The 24,060-nt window shown below is 70.5% G+C and carries 17 protein-coding genes; 11 read left to right on the top strand and 6 right to left on the bottom strand.

Going from position 1 to position 24,060, the window contains the following annotated elements; genetic code table 11:
• The first annotated feature begins 15 nt into the window (after positions 1–15).
• The 4 genes from BIU96_RS07055 (at position 16) to BIU96_RS07040 (ending at position 8,185) form a co-directional block, all read left to right on the top strand.
• A complete protein-coding gene (locus tag BIU96_RS07055; RefSeq protein ID WP_071291908.1) occupies positions 16–2,970 on the top strand; it encodes a bifunctional [glutamine synthetase] adenylyltransferase/[glutamine synthetase]-adenylyl-L-tyrosine phosphorylase in 2,955 nt (984 codons plus the stop codon).
• A gap of 595 nt (positions 2,971–3,565) precedes the next feature.
• Positions 3,566–5,170, top strand: coding sequence for a glycosyltransferase family 2 protein (locus tag BIU96_RS07050; protein WP_071291907.1), 1,605 nt, complete (start codon positions 3,566–3,568; stop codon positions 5,168–5,170).
• Positions 5,163–6,761 (top strand): glycoside hydrolase family 26 protein, encoded by a 1,599-nt coding sequence (locus BIU96_RS19760; protein WP_071291906.1) that lies wholly within the window; start codon positions 5,163–5,165, stop codon positions 6,759–6,761. The genes BIU96_RS07050 and BIU96_RS19760 overlap by 8 nt, the downstream gene beginning before the upstream one ends.
• A complete protein-coding gene (locus tag BIU96_RS07040) occupies positions 6,758–8,185 on the top strand; it encodes a UDP-glucose/GDP-mannose dehydrogenase family protein (RefSeq protein WP_071291905.1) in 1,428 nt (475 codons plus the stop codon). The genes BIU96_RS19760 and BIU96_RS07040 overlap by 4 nt, the downstream gene beginning before the upstream one ends.
• 500 nt (positions 8,186–8,685) lie before the next feature.
• Here BIU96_RS07040 and glnA read toward each other — a convergent pair whose 3' ends face one another.
• Complete coding sequence (glnA, locus tag BIU96_RS07035) at positions 8,686–10,110, bottom strand: type I glutamate--ammonia ligase (protein WP_071291904.1); 1,425 nt, start codon at positions 10,108–10,110, stop codon at positions 8,686–8,688.
• Between the two features lie 238 nt (positions 10,111–10,348).
• Between glnA and BIU96_RS07030 the strand changes: the two genes are divergently transcribed.
• Positions 10,349–10,804: an RDD family protein gene (locus BIU96_RS07030; protein ID WP_071291903.1), complete on the top strand. Its 456-nt coding sequence runs from the start codon at positions 10,349–10,351 to the stop codon at positions 10,802–10,804.
• Between the two features lie 362 nt (positions 10,805–11,166).
• On the opposite strand, the gene BIU96_RS07025 is transcribed toward BIU96_RS07030, so the two are convergent.
• Positions 11,167–11,895 carry a DUF4191 family protein gene (locus tag BIU96_RS07025; RefSeq protein WP_071291902.1) on the bottom strand — a complete coding sequence of 243 codons (729 nt, stop codon included), beginning with the start codon at positions 11,893–11,895 and terminating at the stop codon, positions 11,167–11,169.
• A 127-nt stretch (positions 11,896–12,022) separates the two neighbouring features.
• Here BIU96_RS07025 and BIU96_RS19755 point away from each other — a divergent pair, with 127 nt between their 5' ends.
• A complete protein-coding gene (locus tag BIU96_RS19755) occupies positions 12,023–12,910 on the top strand; it encodes a hypothetical protein (RefSeq protein ID WP_071291901.1) in 888 nt (295 codons plus the stop codon).
• Positions 12,911–12,991: 81 nt separating this feature from the next.
• Here the strand turns inward: BIU96_RS19755 and sucB are convergent, their stop codons facing one another.
• The 3 genes from sucB to BIU96_RS07005 form a co-directional block, all read right to left on the bottom strand.
• A complete protein-coding gene (sucB, locus tag BIU96_RS07015) occupies positions 12,992–14,548 on the bottom strand; it encodes a 2-oxoglutarate dehydrogenase, E2 component, dihydrolipoamide succinyltransferase (RefSeq protein ID WP_071291900.1) in 1,557 nt (518 codons plus the stop codon).
• 49 nt (positions 14,549–14,597) lie between these two features.
• Positions 14,598–15,971, bottom strand: coding sequence for a dihydrolipoyl dehydrogenase (gene lpdA, locus BIU96_RS07010; RefSeq protein WP_071291899.1), 1,374 nt, complete (start codon positions 15,969–15,971; stop codon positions 14,598–14,600).
• Positions 15,972–16,125: 154 nt separating this feature from the next.
• The gene (locus BIU96_RS07005) at positions 16,126–17,607 is read right to left on the bottom strand and encodes a leucyl aminopeptidase (RefSeq protein WP_071291898.1); all 1,482 of its coding nucleotides are present in this window, start codon (positions 17,605–17,607) and stop codon (positions 16,126–16,128) included.
• A gap of 75 nt (positions 17,608–17,682) precedes the next feature.
• On the opposite strand from BIU96_RS07005, the gene BIU96_RS07000 reads away from it, so the two are divergent.
• From BIU96_RS07000 to BIU96_RS06980, 5 genes are all read left to right on the top strand, one after another.
• Positions 17,683–18,615 carry a proteasome assembly chaperone family protein gene (locus BIU96_RS07000; protein WP_071291897.1) on the top strand — a complete coding sequence of 311 codons (933 nt, stop codon included), beginning with the start codon at positions 17,683–17,685 and terminating at the stop codon, positions 18,613–18,615.
• Positions 18,616–18,756: 141 nt separating this feature from the next.
• The gene (locus BIU96_RS06995) at positions 18,757–20,082 is read left to right on the top strand and encodes a nitrate/nitrite transporter (protein WP_071291896.1); all 1,326 of its coding nucleotides are present in this window, start codon (positions 18,757–18,759) and stop codon (positions 20,080–20,082) included.
• 193 nt (positions 20,083–20,275) lie between these two features.
• Positions 20,276–21,565: an RNA polymerase sigma factor gene (locus BIU96_RS06990; RefSeq protein ID WP_071291895.1), complete on the top strand. Its 1,290-nt coding sequence runs from the start codon at positions 20,276–20,278 to the stop codon at positions 21,563–21,565.
• A gap of 6 nt (positions 21,566–21,571) precedes the next feature.
• Positions 21,572–22,831: a MurT ligase domain-containing protein gene (locus BIU96_RS06985; RefSeq protein ID WP_071291894.1), complete on the top strand. Its 1,260-nt coding sequence runs from the start codon at positions 21,572–21,574 to the stop codon at positions 22,829–22,831.
• Positions 22,828–23,601, top strand: a complete 774-nt coding sequence (locus BIU96_RS06980; protein WP_071291893.1) for a type 1 glutamine amidotransferase — start codon at positions 22,828–22,830, stop codon at positions 23,599–23,601. The genes BIU96_RS06985 and BIU96_RS06980 overlap by 4 nt, the downstream gene beginning before the upstream one ends.
• Before the next feature lie 105 nt (positions 23,602–23,706).
• Here the strand turns inward: BIU96_RS06980 and BIU96_RS06975 are convergent, their stop codons facing one another.
• On the bottom strand, positions 23,707–23,931 hold the full coding sequence (locus tag BIU96_RS06975; RefSeq protein ID WP_071291892.1) for a hypothetical protein: 225 nt from the start codon (positions 23,929–23,931) through the stop codon (positions 23,707–23,709).
• Positions 23,932–24,060: the final 129 nt, after the last annotated feature.

Raw genomic sequence — 24,060 nt, 5'->3', positions numbered from 1 at the left:
GACGAGCACCACGGCATGACGAGCAGGACGACGACGTCGCGTTCCGAGTTGGCCCGGCTGGGCTTCGCGGAGCTGTCGGAGAGCCTGGAACGGATCGCCGACCTGGAGGCACGGTTCGGCCCCGACCTGCGGGTTCCGGTGAGCGACGCCCCGGCTCTGTGGGAGTCCACGGCCGATCCCGACGGCGCACTCCGGGCGCTCGAGCGGCTGCTCGAACGGGCGCCGGACGAGTTGCGCCCGGTGCTCGCCGACGAGCCGGCGACGGAACGGCTGGTGCGCCTGCTCGGCGCGTCGGTCGGCCTCGGCGAGTTCCTGCACCGACGGCCGGCCGAGATCGCGCTGCTGCTCGAGCCCGTCTCCGCCCCGTGGACGCAGGAGCAGTACACGACGTCGCTGCTGGACGCGATCGACGGCGCCACCGGCGAGGACGCCCGACTCCGGCTGCGGGTGCGCTACCGCCGACACCTGGCGCAGATCGCCCTGTTCGACGTGCTGAACGTCTCGCCGACCGAGGCGTTCCCGGCCGTCGCCGCGGGGCTGGCCGACCTGGCCGGGGCAGCGCTCGAGGCCGCGGTCGACGTCGCTCGGCGCGAGGTCCCGTTCCCCGCAGCCGACGTCGCCGCGACCCCGCTCGCCGTCATCGCGATGGGCAAGGCCGGAGCGCGCGAGCTCAACTACGTGAGCGACGTCGACGTGATCTTCGTCACGGAGCCGAACGACACGGTCGGCACCGACCGTGCCGTCCTCATCGCGACCCGGCTGGCCATCGCCGCCACGCACGCCATCACCGACCTCGCCGCCGAGCCGGCGCTGTGGGAGGTCGACGCCAACCTCCGCCCAGAGGGCAAGGACGGCGCCCTCGTCCGCACGCTCGACTCGCACGTGGCCTACTACGAGCGCTGGGCGAAGGCGTGGGAGTTCCAGGCGCTGCTGAAGGCGCGCCCGATCGCCGGGTCGGCGGACCTGGGGGAGCGCTACGCCGCCGCGGTCGCACCGTTCGTCTGGACCTCCGCGAAGCGCCCGGGGTTCGTCGAGTCGGTGCAGCGGATGCGCGAACGGGTCACCGAGCACATCCCGGACGCCGAGGTCGACCGGCAGCTGAAGCTCGGCCCCGGCGGCCTGCGCGACGTGGAGTTCACAGTGCAGCTGCTGCAGCTCGTGCACGGGCGTGACGACGAGTCCGTGCGGGTGCGGTCCACGCTCGAGGCGATGGACGCCCTCGCCGACGCGGGCTACGTCGGCCGACCCGAGGCCGCGCGCTTCGGCCCCGACTACGCCCTGCTGCGCGTGCTCGAGCACCGCATCCAGCTCCGGCGGCTGCAGCGCACGCACCTCATGCCCTCGGACGAGGACGAGCTCCGCGTGCTCGCCCGGTCGAGCGGCCTCGCGAAGTCCGCCTCGGCGCTGGAGACCCGCTGGCGGGCGGTGAAGCTCGAGGTCCGTGGCCTGCACGAGCGCCTGTTCTACCGGCCGCTGCTGTCCGCCGTGGCCGCGAGCGACGGCGAGATCGTCCTGACGAGCGACCAGGCCGTCGACCGGCTCGGTGCCATCGGCTTCGTCGACCCGGTCGGTGCGCTGAGTCACATCCGGGCGCTGACGCAGGGTACGAGTCGTCGCGCGGCGATCCAGCGGAACCTGCTGCCCGTCCTCCTGCGGTGGATGGCCGAGGGGCCGGCGCCGGACCGCGCGCTCCTGGCGTTCCGCCGCCTGAGCGACACCCTCGGGGAGTCGAGCTGGTTCCTCCGCATGCTCCGTGACTCCTCCGGAGCAGCGCACTCGCTCACCACGGTGCTCTCCGAGTCGGCGTTCCTGTCCGGCCTGCTCGAACGGTTCCCCGAGGCCGTCGCGTGGCTCGACGAACCCGAGACGCTCCTCCGTCCCCGGCCGATCGAGTCGCTGCTGGCCGAGGTCACCGCCGTCACTGCGCGCCACGGGGACGACGTCGACGGTGCGGCCGCGCTCGTGCGGTCCGCCCGACGTCGGGAGACCCTCCGGCTCGGCATGGCCGCGGTGCTCGGCAGCCTCGACGTGGACTCGCTCGGCCCGGCGCTCAGTGACGTGACGGAAGCGACCCTCACGGGCGCCCTCGCCCTGGCACGCCGCAACGCCCCGGCCGGCCTGGAGTTCGGCGTCATCGCGATGGGGCGGTACGGCGGACGCGAACTCGGCTTCGGCTCCGACGCCGACGTCCTCTACGTGTACCGGGCGCCGGCGGACCTGCCGTCCGAGCAAGCGTCCCGGTCGGCGCAGACGATCGTGCGGGAGCTCACGCGGCTGACCGACGACGCGATCCACCCGCTCGAGCTCGACATCGACCTGCGGCCCGAGGGGAAGAACGGCCCCGTCGTCCGCACCCTCGACTCGTACGGGGCGTACTACGCGCGGTGGTCCCTGACGTGGGAGGCCCAGGCGCTCCTCCGAGCCCGCGGGGCCGTGGGGGACGACCAGTTGCTCCGCGACTTCGAGCACCTCGCCGACCGCACCCGGTACCCCGAGCAGATCGACGACCTGCAGGTCCGCGAGGTCCGGCGCATCAAGGCGCGCGTGGAGTCGGAGCGGCTGCCACGGGGCGCCGATCCGGCACGGCACCTGAAGCTCGGCCGCGGGTCCCTCAGCGACGTCGAGTGGTTCGTGCAGCTCCTGCAGCTGCAGCACGCGCTGACGATCCCGGGGCTCCGGACCACCTCGACGCTCGAGGCCCTCGACGCCGCGACCGAGGCCGGGCTGATCGGTGCCGAGGACGCCGAGCGGCTCGGTGCCGCGTGGCGGTTCGCCTCGCGGACCCGCAGCGCCCTCGTGCTCTGGTCGGGCAAGACGACCGACGTGCTGCCGGTCGACCGTGTCCAGCTCGAGGGCATCGCGCGGCTGATGGAGTACGCGCCGGGGTCGGCGTCACAGCTCGAGGACGACTACCTCGGCGTGACCCGCCGGGCCCGCCAGGTGTTCGAGCGCGAGTTCTACGGCGCCTGACCGGCGCCTGACCGACGCCTGACCGGCGCCCCGACCGGCCTGACCGGCGCCCTGACCGGCGCCCCGACCGGCGCCCCGACCGACGACGCGTGCCTGTGCACGACACGCCCGGACCGACGCGTTTCGCACGGAGTTGACACGTCCTCGCAGGTGAATTCCCCGTGTCGGCGGGCGTCCCCCGTTCGCCAGGCGCTGTACCCCGAGTAGTGCCACGGATGCGGTCGTGACCCGACCGTGACCGACCGCATCCGCCGCGCTCGACGCGACCGTCCCGCATCGCCGCGCCACGCCCGGCGACAGCCCCGTGAACGGGGCTTTCCTGCTCGGTCGCACCGCGCCTCCAGGCCGACACGCCCCCGTCGACGACGCGACGGAGCGGTCCATCGAGTCCACCGGAGTGCTGTCAGCAGCAGTGCGGACAAGTGCGACGCGACCAGAGGGGGACCACGGTGTACCCCGTAACGTGCCCGTAACGCCCCCGCACGGGGGCCAAGTTGCGCGGGCCATCACGTCTCTGCATCAATTGCACCACCCGAACCGGCCCTGATTCCCCGATGAAGCGGAATCTCCACCTCGAACGTTGAAGCAGGGATCAGTGTTCACCTTCATTCTGCAGATCAGGCAGATGGTCGAAGGGCACCCCGAGTTCTACCTGTTCGCCGTGTACTCCGCGGTGATCTGGTTGCTCTGGTTGCTCAAGGTCGTCATCTCCGCCCGCTACCGCCCCTTCACCGGCACCTTCGTCGGTACCACCAGCGTCGTCGTCCCCGTCGTGGACGAACCGCTCGACCTGTTCCGTGACGTGATCGGCCGCATGGTCGAACAGGGTCCCGGCGAGATCATCGTCGTCATCAACGGCGCCCGCAACGAGGCGCTTGAGGAGGTCTGCGACGAGTTCGCCCCGCTCGTCCGCTGGACCCACACGCCCATCCCGGGCAAGCGCAACGCCGTCAAGGTCGGCACCGAGATGTCCACGGGTGACATCACCGTGCTGGTCGACTCGGACACCGTCTGGACCCCCGGCGCGCTCGAGGAACTCCTCAAGCCGTTCGCCGACGCCTCCGTCGGCGGCGTCACGACCCGTCAGCGCATCCTCGAGCCCGAGCGCAGCTGGATCACCCGCTGGGCGGACTGGCTCGAGAACTCCCGTGCGCTGTACTCGATGCCGGCGCAGAGCGTGCTCGGCCAGATCGGCTGCCTGCCCGGGCGCACGATCGCCTTCCGCCGCGACATCCTCATGCGCGTCATGGACCGCTTCATGCACGAGAAGTTCATGGGGGTGTTCCTCGAGGTCTCCGACGACCGGACGCTCACGAACCTCACGCTCAAGGAGGGGTACCGCACCGTCTACCAGTACACGTCGCTGGTCTACACGGACGCCCCGCTCCAGGTGAAGAAGCTGTTCAAGCAGCAGCTCCGCTGGGCCCGCGGCTCGCAGTACAACACGCTCCGGATGCTCCCGTGGATGCTCGGCCACGCGCCGATCCTCGCGGTGTTCTTCCTGACCGACATCATCCTGCCGTTCATGCTCTTCGGCGTGATCGCGGGCTGGGTCTACCGTGCCCTCACCGGCCAGGGGGAGAACCTCTACCAGGGGATCCTGCAGCAGTACGGCTTCTCGACCGGCTTCATCTACGTCGCCGCGCTCATGGTGGTCTCGTCGGTGCTCAGCATGGCGATCCGGCAGATGCGGCACCTCGCCGAGAAGCCGAGCGACTTCTTCCGCCTGCCGATGTTCATCATCGTGTCGACGTTCTTCCTCATGCCGATCCGGCTCATCGGCTTCTTCCGCCTGGCGCACGCGTCCGGCTGGGGGACCCGTGCAGGTGCCTACGCCGGCGGGCCGATGGAGACCGAGGCCGACCACCCCCAGGCCGACGCCGTGCAGCCGTCCGCCTTTGGCACGCAGACCCCGGTGAGCCCGATCGACGCGGCATCCCGCGCCGGGATCGACGCGCCGACCGGCGACCAGCGCGCTGCCGACCGGGCGTTCGACGAGCTCTTCGGTCCGGACGCCACCACCAACTCGACCGCGACGGTCCTCGCGACCCGACGCTCAGCCGCTCAGGCGCAGGCATCCGCCGCTCCGGCACCCGCGAAGCAGGCCCCCGCCCGCGTCCGCCGGTACAACCCGTACGCCGCGATCCCGTACTGCATCGGCATCGCGATCTTCGTCCTGGAGGCCTTCCTCATTGTCTGACCTCATCCGCTCCTCCGGTGCTTGGTGGGCCCAGTCCAGCAAGCACACCCGACTCACCGCGATCGGCACCACCGCGATCGTCCTCGTCCTCGGGCTCATCACCTGGAACGTCTGGGTGTCCCCGGCCGGTTCCGTCTCGACGGCGGTCCACCAGGCCCTCGGCGTCACCCCGCCGAAGAAGAAGATCTCGGCAGCCGAGCTGCAGGCCAAGCTCACGGCCGCCCAGAAGGAGATCTGGGCACTCGAGGGCAAGCTCGATTCCTCGACGGCGCAGGCCGGGTCGCGTGGCGACCAGATCACGCAGCTCAAGGCGCAGATCGCGTCGCTCCAGTCCCAGCTCGGTTCCGGCAAGGGCGGGTCGGGAGGCGCGTCCTCCTCCGACGGGTCCGGCACGACCGTCAACGCGGCCGGCTCCGGCGGCTCGGGCAACGGTTCCGGCAACGGCTCCGGGTCGGGCAACGGCTCGGGTTCCGGTTCGGGCGGCGGGAACGGCTCCGGCGGCAACGGGTCCGGCGGCGGCAACGGCGGTGGCTCCGGGTCCGGTGGCCCCGCGACGAACCCGAACACGGGCCCGTCGACGGAGCCCGACGGCCCCGAACCGATCAGCACGCCGAGCAAGGCGCAGATCCTCGCCCAGCAGTCGCGGTGGTACGGCCTCTACACCGCGCAGTCGCCCTTCAACTGGTCCGAGTACGACCAGGTCTCGAAGGAGGTCGGCACGGCCACGAACATGGTCGGGTTCTTCCAGGGCTTCGACCAGGACTTCAACCAGAACGCGGTCCAGCGTGCCTGGGCGAACGGTCGCCTGCCGATGATGACGTGGGAGTCGCTGCCCGCGAAGACCGGCAACGACCAGCCCTACATCGAGGGCTACACGAACCAGGACATCATCTCGGGCAAGTTCGACGCCTACCTGACGAAGTACGCCCAGGCGCTGACGTCGAACGGCATGCCGCTCGTCATCCGCCTCGACCACGAGATGAACGGCCAGTGGTACAACTGGTCCGAGACGGCGAAGCAGCAGAACGCCGCCGGTTCGTACAAGGCGATGTGGCAGCACGTCTGGCAGGTCTTCCAGGACAACGGCGCGAACCAGTACGCCATCTGGGACTGGTCCCCGTCGCGCATCGACAAGCTCGGCAACCCGAAGTACCAGACGCTCGACTACATGCAGAACTACTACCCGGGTGCCGAGTACGTCGACTGGGTGGGCATGAGCGGCTACTACCGTGACGCCACCGAGCAGCCGACCTTCGAGAACACCTTCGGTGCGACGCTCGCCCAGATCCGGCAGATCGCGCCGGGCAAGGGCATCGTCCTCAACGAGATCGGTGCCACCGAGACCGGCGGCACCGTCTCGAACAGTCAGAAGTCCAAGTGGATCAACTCGCTGTTCGACGCCCTCGCCGATCCCGCGAACGCGGACATCATCGGCTTCGCGTACTTCAGCGAGACCGCGACGACCATCGTCGACGGCACCCGCACCACCAACGACTGGCGCCTCGACTCCCGTGCGGACAGCCTCCAGGCCTTCGCCGAGGGCATCAAGCGCACCGACATCGACTACGACCTGCAGGAGGTCACGCAATGACCGAGTCCAAGAAGTCGACCGCAGCGGTCGACACCCGTCCCGCACCCGTCATCAGCGTCATCGGCACCGGCTACCTCGGCGCCACCCACGCGGCCGCCATGGCCGAGATGGGCTTCGAGACCATCGGCGTGGACGTCGACCCGGCGAAGCTCGCCGCGCTGTCCGCCGGCGAGGTCCCGTTCTACGAGCCCGGCCTGCCCGAGCTCATCACGAAGCACGTGGCGAGCGGCAAGCTCCGCTTCACCGCGGACATCGCCGAGGCCGTCGCCGCCGCGGACGTGCACTTCGTCTGCGTCGGCACCCCGCAGCGCGCCGGGTCCCACGCCGCGAACCTGACCTACGTCGAGAACGCCACCCGCGGGGTCGCCGAGAACCTGACCCACCCGGGCCTCATCGTCGGCAAGTCGACCGTCCCGGTGGGCACCGCCGCACGGCTCCGCGGCATCGTCCGCGAGTTCACGCCGGCCGGGATCGACGCCGAGCTCATCTGGAACCCCGAGTTCCTCCGCGAGGGCAAGGCCGTCGACGACACCCTGCACCCGGACCGCCTGGTCTGGGGCGGTGCGTCCGACGCCGCCGACGCCGTGATCCGCGAGGTCTACGCCGCACCGATCGCCGAGGGCACCCCGGTCATCACGACCGACCTCGCCACCGCCGAGCTCGTGAAGGTCAGCGCGAACGCGTTCCTCGCGACGAAGATCTCCTTCATCAACGCGATCTCGGAGATGTGCGCCATCACCGGTGCCGACGTGTCGACGCTGGCGGACGCGCTCGGGCACGACGCCCGCATCGGCCGGAAGTTCCTCAACGCCGGGCTCGGCTTCGGCGGCGGCTGCCTGCCGAAGGACATCCGTGCGCTCATGCACCGCGCGAACGAGCTCGGCGCCGGCCGCGTGGTGGGTCTCATGCAGCAGGTCGACGAGATCAACATGGGCCAGCGCGAGCGGGTCATCGACATGACGATCGACGCGCTCGACGGCTCCGTGCTGAACCGCCGTGTCGCCGTCGTGGGGGCAGCCTTCAAGCCGCTCACCGACGACGTGCGGGACTCGCCGGCGCTCAACGTCGCCGACGCGCTGCACCTGCGCGGTGCCCAGGTCACCCTGTGGGACCCGGAGGCGATGGAGACCGCCCGTCGCTCCTTCCCGACGCTCACCTACGCGTCGTCGATGGAGAACGCGATCGAGGACGCGGACGTCGTCCTCGTCCTCACCGAGTGGGACGAGATCGTCGAGGCCGACCCGGCCGCTCTCGCCGCCATCGTCGGTCGTCGGGTCGTCATCGACGCCCGCAACTGCCTCCCGGTCACCGACTGGGTCAAGTCGGGTTGGACCGTCCGTTCCCTGGGACGGCCCACTCCGGTCACGGGTGCACCCGTGAGCGTCGCCGCGGGGACGAACGACGCGGTGGCCACCGCGCGGTAGTCACCGTCCGCGATGCGGGGTCCGTGCCGGGGCGGTGCGGGCCCCGCTCTCGTGCGCCCGGCGCGCTCCCGGGGCGCGCCGTCCCGCGCGTTGGGTGCCCAATCGCGCGTAGGAAGCAGATCCGCTCGTAGGCGGCAGGAAGTTCCTGCTCCCCACGAGCGATTGCGCTTTCCACTGCGGGTGCGATGGGAAGGAACGTGCAGGGCGACCGCCTGGAGGCGCGGTGCGGGTCCGCCGGACCGGCACCGCGCCTCCAGGCGGTCACGTCCACCGCGCGACTCGCACGTTCGGGCGTACTCACCGCTTCCGGGCGTACTCACCCGTTTCGGGCGTACCTGCCGTTTCCGGGCGTACTCACCCGTTTCGGGCGTAGTCGGTCGTTCTTTTCGACCGAGTACGCCCGTTTCTACTTTCCACCGCGCGCGTCATGGGAAGGAACGTGCACGCGGAAGGGCCCCGCACCGGTGACGGTGCGGGGCCCTTCGTGGCGAGCGGAGAACTCAGACGCCGAAGTACAGCTCGTACTCGAACGGGTGCGGGCGCTGGGCCAGCGGGAGGATCTCGTTCTCGCGCTTGTAGTCGATCCAGGTCTGGATGAGGTCCTCGGTGAAGACGTTGCCCTTCGTGAGGAACTCGTGGTCCGCCTCGAGCGCGTCGAGGGCCTCGTCAAGCGAGCCCGGGACCTGGGGGATGCCCTTGGCCTCCTCCGGGGGGAGCTCGTAGAGGTCCTTGTCGACCGGCTCGTGCGGCTCGATGCGGTTCTGGATGCCGTCGAGGCCGGCCATGAGCTGCGCGGCGAAGGCGAGGTACGGGTTGCCCGAGGCGTCCGGCGCGCGGAACTCGATGCGCTTGGCCTTCGGGTTCGTGCCCGTGATCGGGATGCGGATCGCAGCCGAACGGTTACCGGCCGAGTAGACCAGGTTGACCGGAGCCTCGAAGCCCTTCACCAGGCGGTGGTAGGAGTTGATCGACGGGTTCGTGAAGGCGAGCAGCGCGGACGCGTGCTTGAGGATGCCGCCGATGTACCAGCGGGCGAGGTCCGACAGACCGCCGTAGCCGTTCTCGTCGTAGAAGAGCGGCTTGCCGTCCGACCAGAGCGACTGGTGGGTGTGCATGCCCGAGCCGTTGTCGCCGAAGAGCGGCTTCGGCATGAACGTGGCGACCTTGCCCCACTGGTCAGCCGTGTTCTTGACGATGTACTTGAACTTGAGGATGTCGTCCGCGGCGTGGACCATCGTGTCGAACTTGTAGTTGATCTCCTGCTGGCCGCCGGTGCCCACCTCGTGGTGCGAGCGCTCGAGCTCGAAGCCCGCCTCGATCAGCTTGAGGGTGATGTCGTCGCGGAGGTCGGCGGTCTTGTCGACCGGCGACACCGGGAAGTAGCCGCCCTTGTACGGGGTCTTGTTGGCGAGGTTGCCGCCCTCTTCCTCGCGGCCGGTGTTCCAGGCGCCCTCTTCGGAGTCGACCGAGTAGAACGACTGGTTCTGGGTGACCGAGTAGCGGACGTCGTCGAAGATGTAGAACTCGGCCTCGGGGGCGAAGAACGCGGTGTCCGCGATGCCCGTCGACGCGAGGTACTTCTCCGCCTTCTTGGCGACCTGTCGCGGGTCGCGGCCGTAGATCTCGCCGTTCCGCGGGTTGTAGATGTCGAAGATCATGATCAGCGTGCGCTCGGCGCGGAACTGGTCGATGTAGGCCGTGGTCACGTCAGGGATGAGCTGCATGTCCGACTCGTGGATCGACGCGAAGCCGCGGATCGAGGAGCCGTCGAAGAGCTGACCGACCGAGAAGAAGTCCTCGTCGACCGTGGATGCCGGGATGTTGAAGTGCTGCTGCACGCCGGGCAGGTCGGTGAATCGGATGTCGAGGAACTTGACGTCCGTGTCCTTGATGAAGGCCAGGACCTCGGAGGAATCGCTGAACATGTGTGTCGATCTCCTGGGGGTTGGGGATGTGGAGGTGACCCGCGGGTGCACCCTCCGATGAGGCTATTGACACCGGGTTTCCCGGACGTGACTGCTTTGTTTCGTGCGTGTTACGTCAAGCCTGGTCGAACCGGCGGGGGCGGCCGCCGGTGTCGGGCGGGGGCCGTCGCCGGTGTGGGGCGGGGGCCGTCGCCGGTGTGGGGCGGAGGCCGTCGCCGGTCTCGCCTACGCTTGCAGCATGGCCCGCAGCACCACTCCGTCACCCGCGTCCTCCGAGCACCCGGACGGCTGGCCCGGCAAGGACCTCGGGCTGCCGGAAGAGGGCCCCCGGTCGGTCGGACGCATCGGCCGACGGATCGTCGCGCTGCTGATCGATGGCGCACTGGCCGACCTCGTCGCCTTCGTCACCGGCGTGTGGTCGCCGGTGAACGGCTCGGGCGACATCGCCCACTCGTGGATCCAGATTGCCATCTTCGCCGGGCTGCAGATCCTGTTCATCTGCCTGCTCTCGGGCTCGTTCGGACACATCTGCGTCGGCCTGCGGGTCGTGCCCATCCGTGGTGGGTACGTCGGCATCTGGCGTCCGGTGGTCCGCACGCTCCTGCTCTGCCTCATCGTGCCGGCGCTCATCATCGACCGGGACAGCCGGGGCGCGCACGACCGCATCGCCGGCACGGTGCTCGTCCGGCGTTGAGTCGGGCGGGGGAGCGCCGAGGCGTGGTGCGCTGACTTCCGGGACTCCGTCGGTGCAGGTCGGCGGTGACGATGCACGACAGGGCTGATGTCGTACGACATCGACGTCGTCGTTGCTCCGCGCGCGCGACTGCTGCACGCGCCCAGGGACGACAGGGCTGATGTCGTACGACGACGACCGCGTCGCACTACGTCGAGGAAGCCGCGCCGGCGAACCGCGCCGCGAACCGCGCCGCGCACCGCGCCGGCGACCGCACCGCGAACCGCGGCCGGCCCGACGCCAGCCCGACCCTGCCCGCACAGCAGAACGCCCCCGACCTGGCACGGTCGGGGGCGTTCGACGGCGCGCGTCGTGACGCTGGGTCAGCGCGGCCGTCCGGCACGGGCCCGCATCGGGTCCATGCCCTTCGGGATCGACGCGGCGGGGCTCTGCGTCAGCGAGTCGAGACGGTTCGCGACCGCCAGGACCTCGTTGCGGTTGAGCGCCTTCTTGTACTTGTTCATGGCACGGGGGAGCTTGTGGAGGGTCACCGCGTCGGAGTCCTTGTCGTCCTTGCCGGTGGCGACGTGCACCACGTGCACCGGCACGTTCGGGACGATGCGCTGGACCTTGCGGCGCTCCTCGTCGACCTGGCGGTTGAGGTTCCCGCGCTGGCCCTCGGTGATGAGCACGACGCCGGGGGTGCCGACCGCACGGTAGACCGCGGCCTGCGACCGGCCGTGCACGGCGACGGGCATCTCGCTGGAGCGCCACTGGCGACGGAGCGAGTTCGACAGCACGGCGCCGACGGCACCGGGCTGCCCCTCGATCTGCGAGTAGGCGGCGCGTTCTGCGAGGCGTCCGAGGACGATCAGGAACAGCAGCACGCCGAGCAACACGCCGGCGACGATCCAGAGGATCATCGCGAGCCAGTTCTGCCCCGGCAGGAGCAGAGCGAGCAGGATGCCGAGGGCCACGGGGACCACGAACGCCACCGCGAACCACCAGACGGAGCTGGGGTCCGCTCGACGGGTCATGGTGAAGACCTGGTACATCTGCTTGAGACGACCCGGCTCCTTCGCCGTCGTTCCTTGTGAAGTGCTGCGTGCCATGCCCCCAGGATACGGCCTGCGCCGACATGTCCGAACCCGCCCCGACCCGGCTGTGGGCGAACAGGGTTCTCCACAGTCCGGTGCACCCGCCGGGAGGCGCGACCCACCCATCGACAGGCTGTCCGGCATGCAGATGGTCACCGAACGGATCCACTGGTGCGCGTCCGACGACGAACGGTCGCTCCTCGCCTGGGCGGCCGACCGCGCCTGTACGGCCAGCCGCCACCTCGCGCCGGTCGCGACGGTCGGCCGCTCGCCGGACGGGCGCCTCGTGGTCGACGTCACACGCCCGTCGGGCTCCCCGCTGGCAGCGGCCCTCGACACGCTCGGCACCCCGACGACCGGCGTTGCGGTGACCCTCACCGTGCCGCTCCTCGAACTCGCACTGGCCGAACGGTCCGGTGCGGTGTGCATCGGGACAGCGGGGCTCGACGACGTCCTGGTCGACGACGCGGGTGCGGTCCTGCTCTGCGACCGTCCGCCGGGCGCGACACCGGCCGAGAGGACGGCGACGCAGCACGCCGCGACGAAGCGCACCGCGACGCAGCACGCCGCGACGCAGCACACCGCGACGCAGCACACCGCGACGCAGCACACCGCGACGCACGATCACGGGCGCCGTGGCTCTGACCAGGACGGTGCGCGGATCCTGCTCGTGGCAGCACGGGTGGTGTGGGAGCGCACGGACGAACGAGATCCCGCGCGTCCCGCGGTCGATGCAGCCCTGTCCGCCGCCCTCGACGGCGACGCCGACGCCGTCCGGGCAGCCCTCGCGTGCGTCCGAGCAGCGGCGGCACCGCGCCCGGTCCGGTGGGAGCCCGTGCAGCTCGACCTGCTGATCGGCGTCCCGACCCGGGCGACCCCGCCGACCCGGACGCTCCTCGGCACCGTGCAGGAGATCGTCGAGCTCGGCATCCCGCTCGGCAGCGGCCGACGTCTCCCACTCCGCCGAGCCCTGGTCGGCGCCGTGATCGCATCCGGACTCACCGCAGCCGCCGTCGTCACCCTCGGGTGATCGTCGAGCCGACCAGCCGGGGCGACAACGGGAACGGCCCCGGTCCACCAGGGACCGGGGCCGTTCAGGTCGAGCTACGGATCAGTAGCCGAGGTTCGGGCCGAAGTTGCCCTCCTCGAGGCGGTTCTTCACCGCGACGAGGTAGCGCGATGCGTCAGCACCGTCGATGATCCGGTGGTCGTACGACAGCGCGAGGTACACGAACGAACGGATCGCGATCGCTTCCTGCCCGTCGACCTTCACGACCGCCGGACGCTTCGTCACGATGCCCGTGCCGAGGATCGCCGACTGCGGCAGGAACACCACGGGGGTGTCGAACAGCGCGCCACGCGAACCGGTGTTGGTCAGCGTGAACGTGCCACCCGCGAGCTCGTCCGGCTTCAGCTGGTTGTTGCGGGTGCGCTCGGCGAGGTCCGCGATGGACTGCGCGAACTTCGCGAGGTCGAGCGACGCCGCGTCCTTGATCACCGGGGTGAGCAGGCCGCGCTCGGTGTCCACCGCGATGGAGACGTTCTCGGTCTCCGGGTAGACGATCTCCTCGCCCTCCACGGTCGAGTTGATCTTCGGGTGGGCCTTGAGCGCCTCGGACGCCGCGAGGGCGAAGAACGGCATGAAGGAGAGCTTCGAGCCGGTCTTCTCGAGGAACTCCGCCTTGTTGGCGTCGCGGAACTGCGCGACCTTCGTCACGTCGACCTCGACGACGCTGGTGAGCTGCGCGGTCGAGGTCATCGACTGCACGGCACGCTCGGCGACGACCTTGCGCAGGCGGGTCATCTTCTCGCGGGTGCCACGCAGCGGCGACACCTCGGCGACGAAGGGGCCGGCAGGGGCGGCTGCGGCAGAACCACCGGCGGCCGGGGCCGCGGTGGCTGCGGCGGCAGCCGCGAGGACGTCCTCCTTGCGGATGCGTCCACCGACCCCGGAGCCGGTGACGGTCGACAGGTCGACACCCTGCTCGTTGGCGAGCTTGCGCACGAGCGGGGTCACGTAGCCGGAGGCCGAGGCGTCCTGCGAGGGATTCGGCACCGACGCAGCGGCGCTCGGGGCCGACGAACCCGACGCGGCGGGCGCCGGAGCGGCGGCCGGAGCCGGAGCAGCGGCGGGAGCCGGCACCGCTGCCGGGGGAGCGGCGGCGGGCGGCGGCACCGGAGCGGCCTGGGGGACGGGTGCAGCGGCGGGCGGCGCGGCCGGGGCCTGCGGTGCGGCGGGCTGCGTCTGGCCGGCGGGGGCGGGCTCGGGCTCGGTGGGCTCCGGGGCGGGGGTCTCGGACTCCTGCTCGGTGCTCGGCTCGGCCTCGGGCGCCTCGGCGTCGGCAGCGGCCTCGTTCGAGGACTCGTCGGACGCCTGGTCCGAACCGTCGGACGCCTGGTCCGAACCGCCGTCGGACGAACCGGAACCGGAGCCGTCACCGATCTTCACGAGCGGCGTGCCGACCTCGACGGTCTCGTCCTCCGGCACGAGGATCTCCTCCACGACGCCGGCGACCGGCGACGGGATCTCGGTGTCGACCTTGTCGGTCGAGACCTCGAGCAGCGGCTCGTCGACCTCGACCCGGTCACCGACGTTCTTCAGCCATCGGGTCACCGTGCCCTCGGTGACGCTCTCGCCGAGCGCCGGGAGGTTGACGGATTCGCTCATCGGGTGGACTCCTCTTCGCAGGGGTGGTTCGTGGTGGTGGTCATGGTGTTCACAGGGCGTGCAGCGGCTTGCCCGCGAGGTGCATGAACGCCTCGCCGAGTGCCTCGTTCTGCGTCGGGTGCGCGTGGATGAGCGGCGCGATGTCCTCCGGGTAGGCCTCCCAGTTGACGGCGAGCTGCGCTTCGCCGATGAGCTCGCCGACGCGCGCGCCGATCATGCTCACACCGACGACCGGGCCGTCGACCACGCGGACGACCTTCACGGAGCCGGCGGTGCCGATGATGTGGCTCTTGCCGTTGCCGGCGAGGTTGTACTCGTACGAGTCCACCTTGTCGGCGCCGTACTGCTCTTCGGCCTTCGCCTGCGAAAGGCCGACCGAGGCGACCTCGGGGTCGGAGTAGGTGATCTTCGGGATGTTCTTGTCCTCGATGACGACCGGGTTCAGCCCGGCGATCTCCTCGGCGACGAAGATGCCCTGCTGGAAGCCGCGGTGCGCGAGCTGCAGCCCGGGGACGATGTCGCCGACGGCGTACACGTTCGGGATGTTCGTGGCGAGGCGCTCGTTGGTGGTGACGAACCCGCGGTCCATCGTGACGCCGACCTCGTCGAAGCCGACGTTCTGCGTGACGGGGCCACGGCCGACCGCGACGAGCAGGACGTCACCGTCGAAGGTCTTGCCGTCCTCGAGCGTCACGACGACGCCGTTCTCGTGCTGCTCGACGCCCTGGAACCGGACCCCGAGGGAGAACTCGATGCCGCGCTTGCGGAACGCGCGCTCGAGCTGCTTCGACATCGACTCGTCCTCGGCGGGCACGAGGTGGGGCAGGCCCTCGACGATCGTGACCTCGGCGCCGAACGACTTCCAGACGCTGGCGAACTCGACGCCGATGACGCCACCACCGAGGATGACGACCTTGTTCGGCACGTAGTCCATGCGCAGGGCGGTCTCGGAGGTGATCACGCGACCACCGATCTCGAGCCCCGGCAGGGACTTCGAGTACGAACCCGTCGCGAGGACGATGTTCTTGCCGGTCACGGTCTGCTCGCCGACCTGCACGGTGTTCTGCGACGTGAGGCGCCCCCAGCCCTCGACGACGGTGATGCCGCGGGCCTTGATGAGCCCCTGCAGGCCCTTGTACTTGGAGTTGATGACGCCCTGCTGGTACTCGATGACCTTCGGGACCTCGACGCCGGCGAACTCGGCGATGACGCCGTACTTCTCGGCGTCACGGGTGCCGTCGGCGATCTCGGCAGCGTGCAGGAGGGCCTTCGTGGGGATGCAGCCGCGGTGCAGGCACGTCCCCCCGAGCTTGTCTCCCTCGATGAGCGCGACGCTCATCCCGAGCTCGGCGGCCCGGAGCGCAGCGGCGTAGCCACCACTGCCGCCACCGAGGACCACGACGTCGTAAGTCTGTTCCGTCACCTGGTGCAACTCCCTCGTGCGTGTCGGGGCCGATCGGGCCCCACTGGACACCGCAGCGAGCGGCGTCCGACGGTCGGACCGCATGGTTCCGGTCCCGTCCCGCTGGTTCCGGTGGGGGCACGTCAGGCGCGCTGCCCCACCGATACCAAACCTACTACTTGGCCTGGAGCTCTTCTGCGAGCGAGATGAGCGTGCGGACCATGACGCCGGTGGCGCCCTTGCCGAGCCAGCCGTAGCCGCCGCCCTTGTTCTCGGACGGACCGGCGATGTCGAGGTGGGCCCACGGGATCCCCTCGCCGACGAACCGCTCGAGGAACTTGCCGGCGAGCAGCATGCCGCCCGCCGGGTTGCCGACGGTCGCGTTCACCATGTCGGCGATCTCGCTGGCGAGCCGGGCGTCGAGCTCCTCGGGGAGCGGCATCGGCCAGATCGGCTCGGCGACGGACGCGGCGACCGCCCGGACCTGCGCGACGAGGTCGTCGCTGCCCATGAGCCCGGTGGTGCGGTCGCCGAGCGCGACGACCTGCGCCCCGGTGAGCGTGGCGACGTCGACGATCGCGTCGGGCTGCTCCAGGGACGCGGCTGCCATCCCGTCACCGAGCACCAGGCGGCCCTCGGCGTCGGTGTTGGTGACCTCGACGGTCTTGCCGTTCTTCAGCGTGAGGACGTCACCCGGGCGGGTGGCGGAGCCGGACGGCATGTTCTCGGCGAGGCAGAGCCAGGCGGTGATCTTCGTGTCGAGTCCGAGTCGCGCGGCGGCGACGGTCGCGGCGAGCACCGTGGCGGCGCCGGTCATGTCGGTCTTCATGCCGAGCATCGAGGCGGCGGGCTTCAGCGAGAGGCCGCCTGAGTCGAACGTGATGCCCTTGCCGACGAGCGCGAGGTGCTTCTGCGCGCCGGCCGGCTCGTACCGCACGACGACGAGGCGGGGCGGGCGGACCGACCCGCGGCCGACGCCGGCGATGCCGCCGAAGCCCTGCTCCTCGAGCGCGACCTCGTCGAGGACCTCGACGGTCAGCGGGAGCCCCTCGGCCTGCGCGAGCGCGACCTCGGCGACGTCGGACGGGCCGAGGTCACCGGCGGCGGTGTTCACGAGGTCCCGGACGAGCGATGCGGCGTCGGCCACGATCGCCGGGCGGACCGCGGCGTCGGCGGCGACGGAGGCGGGGGAGACGACCTGCACCGCCTGGTCGCCGCGCGTCGGGCCGGTGGTGCCGGTGCCCTTGTGGCGGGTGAAGGAGTAGGCGCCGAGTGCCGCTCCCTCGAGTGCGGCGTCGACGAGCTCGACCGAGTCGGTGGGCAGCGCGAGCGCGATCGAGGAGACGGTCGGCAGCTGCCGGACGGCGCTGCCCGCAGCCGACCGGATCGCGGCGGCGTCGGTGCCCGAGCCGAGTCCGATCAGCGCGATGCCCTGCGCCTCGACGCCCGTGGCCGGGATGCGCACGAGCTGGTCCTTTGCGCCGGTGGCGCCGATGGCCGCCAGGTCGAGGTCGTCGAGCGCGGAGAAGGGCGTCACGGCCGGCGGGGCGATGGTCGCGGGTCCGCCGTCGGTGCCGGGTCGGATCCCGACGACCAGGACGTCGGCGGTGACGGTGGCGGGGCTGGACGTGGTGGTGGAGAGCGTCGGTCGGACCATGCGACAACCCTATCCAGCAGGTGTTCGCTGTCGGCGTGGCCGGCGCGCACGGGGGATCACGGTGCCCCGCCTAGCATGGGGACGGTGAACCACCCCGAGGAGCTCTACACCTTCGCCGAGGACGCGCCGACCGTGCCCGCGGGGCTGCACCTGATCGCCGGCCTCACCGGGTTCGCGGACGCCGGTTCGGCCGTCGCGCAGGTGACGTCGGCCGTGCTCGAGGACCTCGAGACCGAACTGGTCGCCGAGTTCGACCCGGACGTGCTGCTCGACTGGCGCGCCCGCCGCCCGGTGATCACGTTCGAGCACGACCACATCGCCGCCGTCGAGCCGCCTCGGCTCGCGCTGCACCTGGTCCGCGACGAACTCGGCCAGCCGTTCCTGTTCCTGTCGGGCTACGAGCCGGACTTCCAGTGGAACCGGTTCGTCCGCGCCGTCACCGACCTGGCCGCCGACCTCGACGTCGCCGACACCACCTGGGTGCAGTCGATCCCGATGCCGGTCCCGCACACGCGGCCGATCAGCCTGACCGTCTCCGGCACCCGCGCCGACCTCGTCGAGCAGATGAGCGTCTGGAAGCCCGAGACCCAGGCGCCGGCGAACGTCCTGCACCTCGTCGAGCACCGGCTGTCCGAGCTCGGGCAGCAGGTCACCGGCCTGGTCCTGCTCGTCCCGCACTACCTGTCCGACACGGAGTTCCCGGACGCGGCCGTCGCCGCGTTCTCCGGCATCTCGTCGGCGACCGGCCTGATCTTCCCGTCGGACGCCCTGCGCGAGGAAGGGCGCGAGTTCCGCACCCGCGTCGACGAGCAGGTCGCCGGCAACGAGGAACTGCAGCGGTTGGTCGGGGTGCTCGAGGAGCGTCACGACACCTACATGGAGGGCAACCCCATCGCCTCGCCCCTCACGGGCGTGGACGGGCAGGTCCCGACGGCCGACGCGATCGCGGCGGAGCTCGAACGGTTCCTGGCGGACCGTCGTCCGGACGTGGACCCGACCGCGGACTGACCGCAGCTGACGGGGCAGACGCGCACCGCGCCTCCAGTCCGAGCAGGTGCGGCAGCCTGGAGGCGCGACCCGCCTGACCGCGGCCGTCACGTTCTCCACAGCCTGATTCGGCGGCGGGGCCGTCGCCGCTAGCCTTGACGGGTGAATTCCCGCCGCGCCTTCCTCGTCTGGGGCATCGCGGTGCTCGCGTACGTGCTGGCGGTGGTCCAGCGTTCCTCGCTCGGGGTCTCCGGGGTGGACGCACAGGACCGCTTCGCGGTCTCGGCGGCCGTGCTCTCGACGCTCGCGGTGGTGCAGATCGCCGTCTACGCGGGACTGCAGATCCCGGTGGGCATCGCGCTCGACCGGGTCGGTCCCCGGCGGCTGGTGCTGCTCGGTGCCGCGCTGCTCGTCGTCGGCCAGGCCGTCGTGGCGGTGTCGCCCACGATCGGTCCGGCCATCGCGGGCAGGGTCCTCGTGGGCGCCGGCGACGCGATGACGTTCATCTCGGTGATCCGGCTCGTGCCGATGTGGTTCAGCGGGCGGATCCTGCCGCAGATCTCGCAGTGGACGGGCAACCTCGGGCAGGTCGGGCAGATCCTGTCCGCGTTCCCGTTCGCGGTCCTGCTGCACACGGCGGGCTGGACCCCGGCGTTCGGCGTGGCGGCCGCGGCCAGTGCCGTCGGCCTCGTGCTCGCGGCGGTCTTCGTGCACAACGGGCCGGTGCCGGTGCGGACGGACACCATCCCGCTGCCGTTGCCCCACTCGTGGCGCAGCGCCTTCCACACCTTCGGGCACGCGCTCCGCCGGCCGGGCACGCAGCTCGGGTTCTGGTCGCACTACGTGACGCAGTCCTCCGGCACGGTGTTCTCCCTGCTGTGGGGCGTGCCGATGCTCCGCGGGCTGGGGTACTCCTCGTCCGAGGCCGCCGGGTTCCTCACCGTCATCGTCGTGACCGGCTTCGTGGTCGGGCCGCTCCTCGGGCTGCTCTGCGCCCGCTTCCCGCTCCGCCGGTCGAACCTGGTGCTCGGCATCGTGCTGGCCCTCGGCGTGATGTGGACCGCCGTCCTCCTCTGGCCGGACCACCCGCCGACGTGGCTGCTCGTGGTGCTCGTCGTCGTGATGGGCATCGGTGGACCGGGTTCCCTCATCGGGTTCGACTTCGCCCGGTCCTTCAACCCGGTCGGGTCCCTCGGGTCGGCGAACGGCGTCGTGAACGTCGGCGGGTTCCTGGCCGCCTTCGTGATGATGTTCCTGATCGGCACGATCCTCGACATCGCGGCCCGGGCGACCGGGCAGACCGTGTTCGCGTGGGCGAACTTCCGGCTCGCCCTCACCGTGCAGTACGTCGTGGTGGGGATCGGCGTGGTGATGCTGCTGCAGGCCCGACGCCGGACACGCCGTGAACTCCACGCGCAGGACGGAATACGGGTGGGGCCGCTCTGGGTTGCACTGGTTGCGCGCCTGCGGAAGCGGAGCGTGCAATAATGAGGTCGGACCCGTTCGGGCCTCCTGTGTCTCGGAGCACTCCAGTGCGCCGCAGAAGCCGGGGGACTTGACATGGGTCCTAGTGCTGCCCGGAACGGTAGGACCTGACGACGCGGGAGACCGCGGCGCAGGCCCTGGGGTGGCGAGGGAGGCCACGACCCCACGAACGTGGCACGACGAGAGAGGTGATCGCATGGCTGCCCGGAGCACGACGATCGATCCCACCAAGGACACCGCGCCCACGAACGACACCGCGCCCGAGGGCACCACGGCAGACGCCGCGGCGACCGACGGGACGGACGCGCCGAAGAAGCGCGCCCCCAAGAGCACCGCCAAGAAGGCCGCCCCGAAGAAGGCCGCCCCGAAGGCGAAGAAGAAGGCCGACGACGAGGACCTCGACGAGGAGACCCCGGCTGCCGAAGCCGACGCTGAGGCGACCGACGACACCGAGGGCGAGACCGACGAGAAGGACGCCGTCAAGCCGGACGCCGCAGCCGCGGTCGCCGCGGGTGCGCTCGTCATCTCGCAGTCCGACGACGACGAGGCACCGGTCTACTCGACCACCATCACGGGTGCGACCGCCGACCCGGTGAAGGACTACCTCAAGCAGATCGGCAAGGTCGCCCTCCTCAACGCGGAACAAGAGGTCGAGCTCGCGATGCGCATCGAGGCCGGCCTGTTCGCCGAGGACAAGCTCCAGCACTCGACCGGCCTGTCGAAGCCCCAGGAGCGCGAGCTCCGCTGGGTCGCCCGTGACGGTCAGCGTGCGAAGTCGCACCTGCTCGGCGCGAACCTCCGTCTGGTCGTCTCGCTCGCGAAGCGCTACACGGGTCGCGGCATGCAGTTCCTGGACCTCATCCAGGAGGGCAACCTCGGTCTGATCCGTGCGGTCGAGAAGTTCGACTACACCAAGGGCTTCAAGTTCTCGACGTACGCGACGTGGTGGATCCGTCAGGCCATCACCCGCGCCATGGCCGACCAGGCCCGCACCATCCGCATCCCGGTGCACATGGTCGAGGTCATCAACAAGCTCGCCCGCGTGCAGCGCCAGATGCTGCAGGACCTCGGTCGCGAGCCCACTCCGGAAGAGCTCGCCCGCGAGCTCGACATGACGCCTGAGAAGGTCGTCGAGGTGCAGAAGTACGGTCGCGAGCCGATCTCGCTCCACACCCCGCTGGGTGAGGACGGCGACTCGGAGTTCGGCGACCTCATCGAGGACACCGAAGCGGTCGTGCCGGCCGACGCGGTCGGGTTCACGATGCTGCAGAAGCAGCTCGAGAGCCTGCTCGACTCCCTGTCCGAGCGCGAGGCGGGCGTGATCCGCATGCGCTTCGGCCTCGGCGACGGCCAGCCGAAGACCCTCGACCAGATCGGTGACACGTTCGGCGTGACGCGTGAGCGCATCCGTCAGATCGAGTCCAAGACGATGGCGAAGCTCCGCCACCCGTCGCGGTCGCAGTCGCTGCGCGACTACCTCGAGTAAGCCGGCATGCGCTTCTTCATCCCGATCCTGATCGGGCGGATCCTCCGTGCCCTCGCCCGTGCGAGGGGCGGCGGGTCCGCCTACCCCGGGTACATCGTCCTGAAGCTCGTGCCGGACTTCCTGCAGCACGTGACGAAGCAGTTCCCGAACGGCGTCGTCTTCGTGCTCGGCTCGAACGGCAAGTCGACCACGACGCACATGATCTCGGACATCGTCCGGGCGCACGGACTCCGGGTCTTCACCAACCCGTCCGGCGCGAACCTGCCGCAGGGCATCGCGTCCGCGCTGCTGTCCGAGGTGTCGCTCACCGGCCGCCTCAAGGCCGACATCGGCATCCTCGAGGTCGACGAGGCTTTCGCGGTCGAGCTCGCCGGCATCCTGTCGCCGTCCACGGTGACGATGCTCAACGTGCAGGTCGACCAGCTCTACCGGTTCTTCGAGACCGAGCGCGTCGCGACGATGATGCTCGACACGGCGGCCCTGTCGACGTCGAACGTCATCACGAACCACGACGACCAGTTCCTCGACGCCTACGTCGGTGCCCCCGGCCAGCGCGTGCTCCGCTTCGGCGCGAGCGACGAGGTCGTGGCCGCGGCCCCGAACGGGCTGCAGAACGCCGACTCCTTCGATGCCGGCGAGCGGACGCAGACCGCCGCCGATGCCGAGGTCGTCGCCCACACCGGCGACGGCGCGACGATCCGCTTCGACGGTGCCGACATTTCGGTGCGCCTGCCCGCGCGCGGCCTGCACTACGCGGTCGACGCCGCGGCAGCCACGGCGACGGCGAGTGCCGCGCTCGGCACGCAGTTCCGCGCCGAGGCGGTCACGAAGGCCTTCGGCACGATGAAGCCGGCGTACGGCCGTGGTGAGCGACTGCCCATCGCGGGGGAGTCCGCGGAGTTCACGATGTTCAAGAACGCCGCGAGTCTCCAACTCAACCTCGACGCGCTGCCGGACCACCCCGAACAGGTGCTCATGGCGATCGACGAGGGCACGCCGGACATCTCGTGGATCTACGACATCGACTTCTCGAAGCTCGACCACGTGGACGTCGTCTCGGGCGACAAGGCCTGGCAGATCGCGATCGCGCTCGAGCACGCCGGTGTCCGCATCGGCAAGGTGGACCCCGACGTCGAGGCTGCGATCAAGCACATGGAGCAGCTCGGTGCCACGACGAGCGGCACGAAGAACTTCATCGTCAACTACGAGATCATGATGATCGCCCGGAAGGCCCTCGGCCACCCGGACATGGAGAAGACCGCATGACGGCCGATCGGCTGACCATCCTGCACGTCTACCCCCGCCAGATGGGTGTCTCGGGCGACCGCGGCAACGTCGCGGCCCTCGTCCGCCGGGCCGCCGCGGCGGACATCGACACCGAGGTCCTCGAGTACGCGCCGGGCGACGCACTGCCGACCGCGGCGGACGTCGTGGTGATCGGCAACGGCCCGCTCAGCGCGATGCGCTCCCTCGGCGAGGACATCGGCCGCATCGGTGCCACGCTCCGCTCGTTCGCAAACGACGGCGTCCCGATCGTCGCCGTCGGCGGCGGGTTCGACCTCGCCACGAACGAGATCGTGCCGACCGACGGCGCCGTCGTCACCGGGTTCGGTGTCTTCGACGCCCGTGCCGTCCGCGGTGCCGAGCGCCGGGTCAACTACTTCGTGCTCGACACGCGGTACCCGCTCCTGCCGGGCGCTCCTACGCGGCTGGCCGGCTTCGAGGACCACGCCACGACGATCGAACTCGGTGCCGGCGTCCAGCCGTTCGCCGACGTCGTCTCCGGCGGCGGGAACCAGGCCGGGCAGCCGGTCGAGGGTGCGATCACCGGGAACTCGTTCGGCACGCACACGCAGGGTCCGATCCTGCCGCTGAACCCGCAGTTGACCGACGGTGTCCTCGCTTCGGCCACGGCTCGGATCGGCCGCGAGTACGCACCGGATCCGGAACGGACCGCCACGATCGACCGGTACGCGCGCGAAGCGCGGGCGACGGTGGACCGTTACGTGGACAAGGCGTTCAAGCGGATCGCTTGACGGACGCTCGCTGCGGACGTCGAACGCGACACGCAAAGACGGGAGGCGCGGTGCCAGCTGGCACCGCGCCTCCCGTCTGCAGTCGGTCGCTGCTGTCGGTCGCGACTACTTCGACTCGTAGAGTCGGCTGCTCTCGTCGTGCCACTCGATGGCGGTCGCCGCGAGCTTGTCCTTGAACTCCGCGCCGTGGTGAGCGCAGAAGAACAGTTCGCCGCTGGCCATGGTGGCTCGGATGTAGGCCTGCGCGCCGCAGCTGTCGCAACGGTCGGCGGCGGTCAGCTGGTGGTTGCTGACTTCGTCGATGGAGGGGTCCTGCACGGTCTGGGTCATTGCTGTGCTCCTCACGGATCGCAGGTGGTGCCGGGTGGTTGGACCATTTCAACACGTGATGCCTGGGAACGACGCATTGTGGTGGCCCCATTTCGCTCAGCGCGGATCGAGTGTCCCCAGTCCGAGTGT

The sequence above is a fragment of the Curtobacterium sp. MCBA15_008 genome, from assembly GCF_001865065.1.
Taxonomy (GTDB): domain Bacteria; phylum Actinomycetota; class Actinomycetes; order Actinomycetales; family Microbacteriaceae; genus Curtobacterium.
This window is presented reverse-complemented; position numbering and strand designations above follow the sequence as displayed.

What these genes read in the sequence shown, in the direction of transcription:
- BIU96_RS06980 (WP_071291893.1), top strand. Translation starts at nt 22,828, where the DNA reads ATGACGGCCGATCGGCTGACCATCCTGCACGTCTACCCCCGCCAGATG.
- BIU96_RS07025 (WP_071291902.1), bottom strand. Translation starts at nt 11,895, where the DNA reads ATGGCACGCAGCACTTCACAAGGAACGACGGCGAAGGAGCCGGGTCGT.
- BIU96_RS06975 (WP_071291892.1), bottom strand. Translation starts at nt 23,931, where the DNA reads ATGACCCAGACCGTGCAGGACCCCTCCATCGACGAAGTCAGCAACCAC.
- BIU96_RS07005 (WP_071291898.1), bottom strand. Translation starts at nt 17,607, where the DNA reads ATGGTCCGACCGACGCTCTCCACCACCACGTCCAGCCCCGCCACCGTC.
- BIU96_RS19755 (WP_071291901.1), top strand. Translation starts at nt 12,023, where the DNA reads ATGCAGATGGTCACCGAACGGATCCACTGGTGCGCGTCCGACGACGAA.
- BIU96_RS06990 (WP_071291895.1), top strand. Translation starts at nt 20,276, where the DNA reads ATGGCTGCCCGGAGCACGACGATCGATCCCACCAAGGACACCGCGCCC.
- sucB (WP_071291900.1), bottom strand. Translation starts at nt 14,548, where the DNA reads ATGAGCGAATCCGTCAACCTCCCGGCGCTCGGCGAGAGCGTCACCGAG.
- BIU96_RS07055 (WP_071291908.1), top strand. Translation starts at nt 16, where the DNA reads ATGACGAGCAGGACGACGACGTCGCGTTCCGAGTTGGCCCGGCTGGGC.
- BIU96_RS06985 (WP_071291894.1), top strand. Translation starts at nt 21,572, where the DNA reads ATGCGCTTCTTCATCCCGATCCTGATCGGGCGGATCCTCCGTGCCCTC.
- glnA (WP_071291904.1), bottom strand. Translation starts at nt 10,110, where the DNA reads ATGTTCAGCGATTCCTCCGAGGTCCTGGCCTTCATCAAGGACACGGAC.
- BIU96_RS07000 (WP_071291897.1), top strand. Translation starts at nt 17,683, where the DNA reads ATGGGGACGGTGAACCACCCCGAGGAGCTCTACACCTTCGCCGAGGAC.
- BIU96_RS07030 (WP_071291903.1), top strand. Translation starts at nt 10,349, where the DNA reads ATGGCCCGCAGCACCACTCCGTCACCCGCGTCCTCCGAGCACCCGGAC.
- BIU96_RS07040 (WP_071291905.1), top strand. Translation starts at nt 6,758, where the DNA reads ATGACCGAGTCCAAGAAGTCGACCGCAGCGGTCGACACCCGTCCCGCA.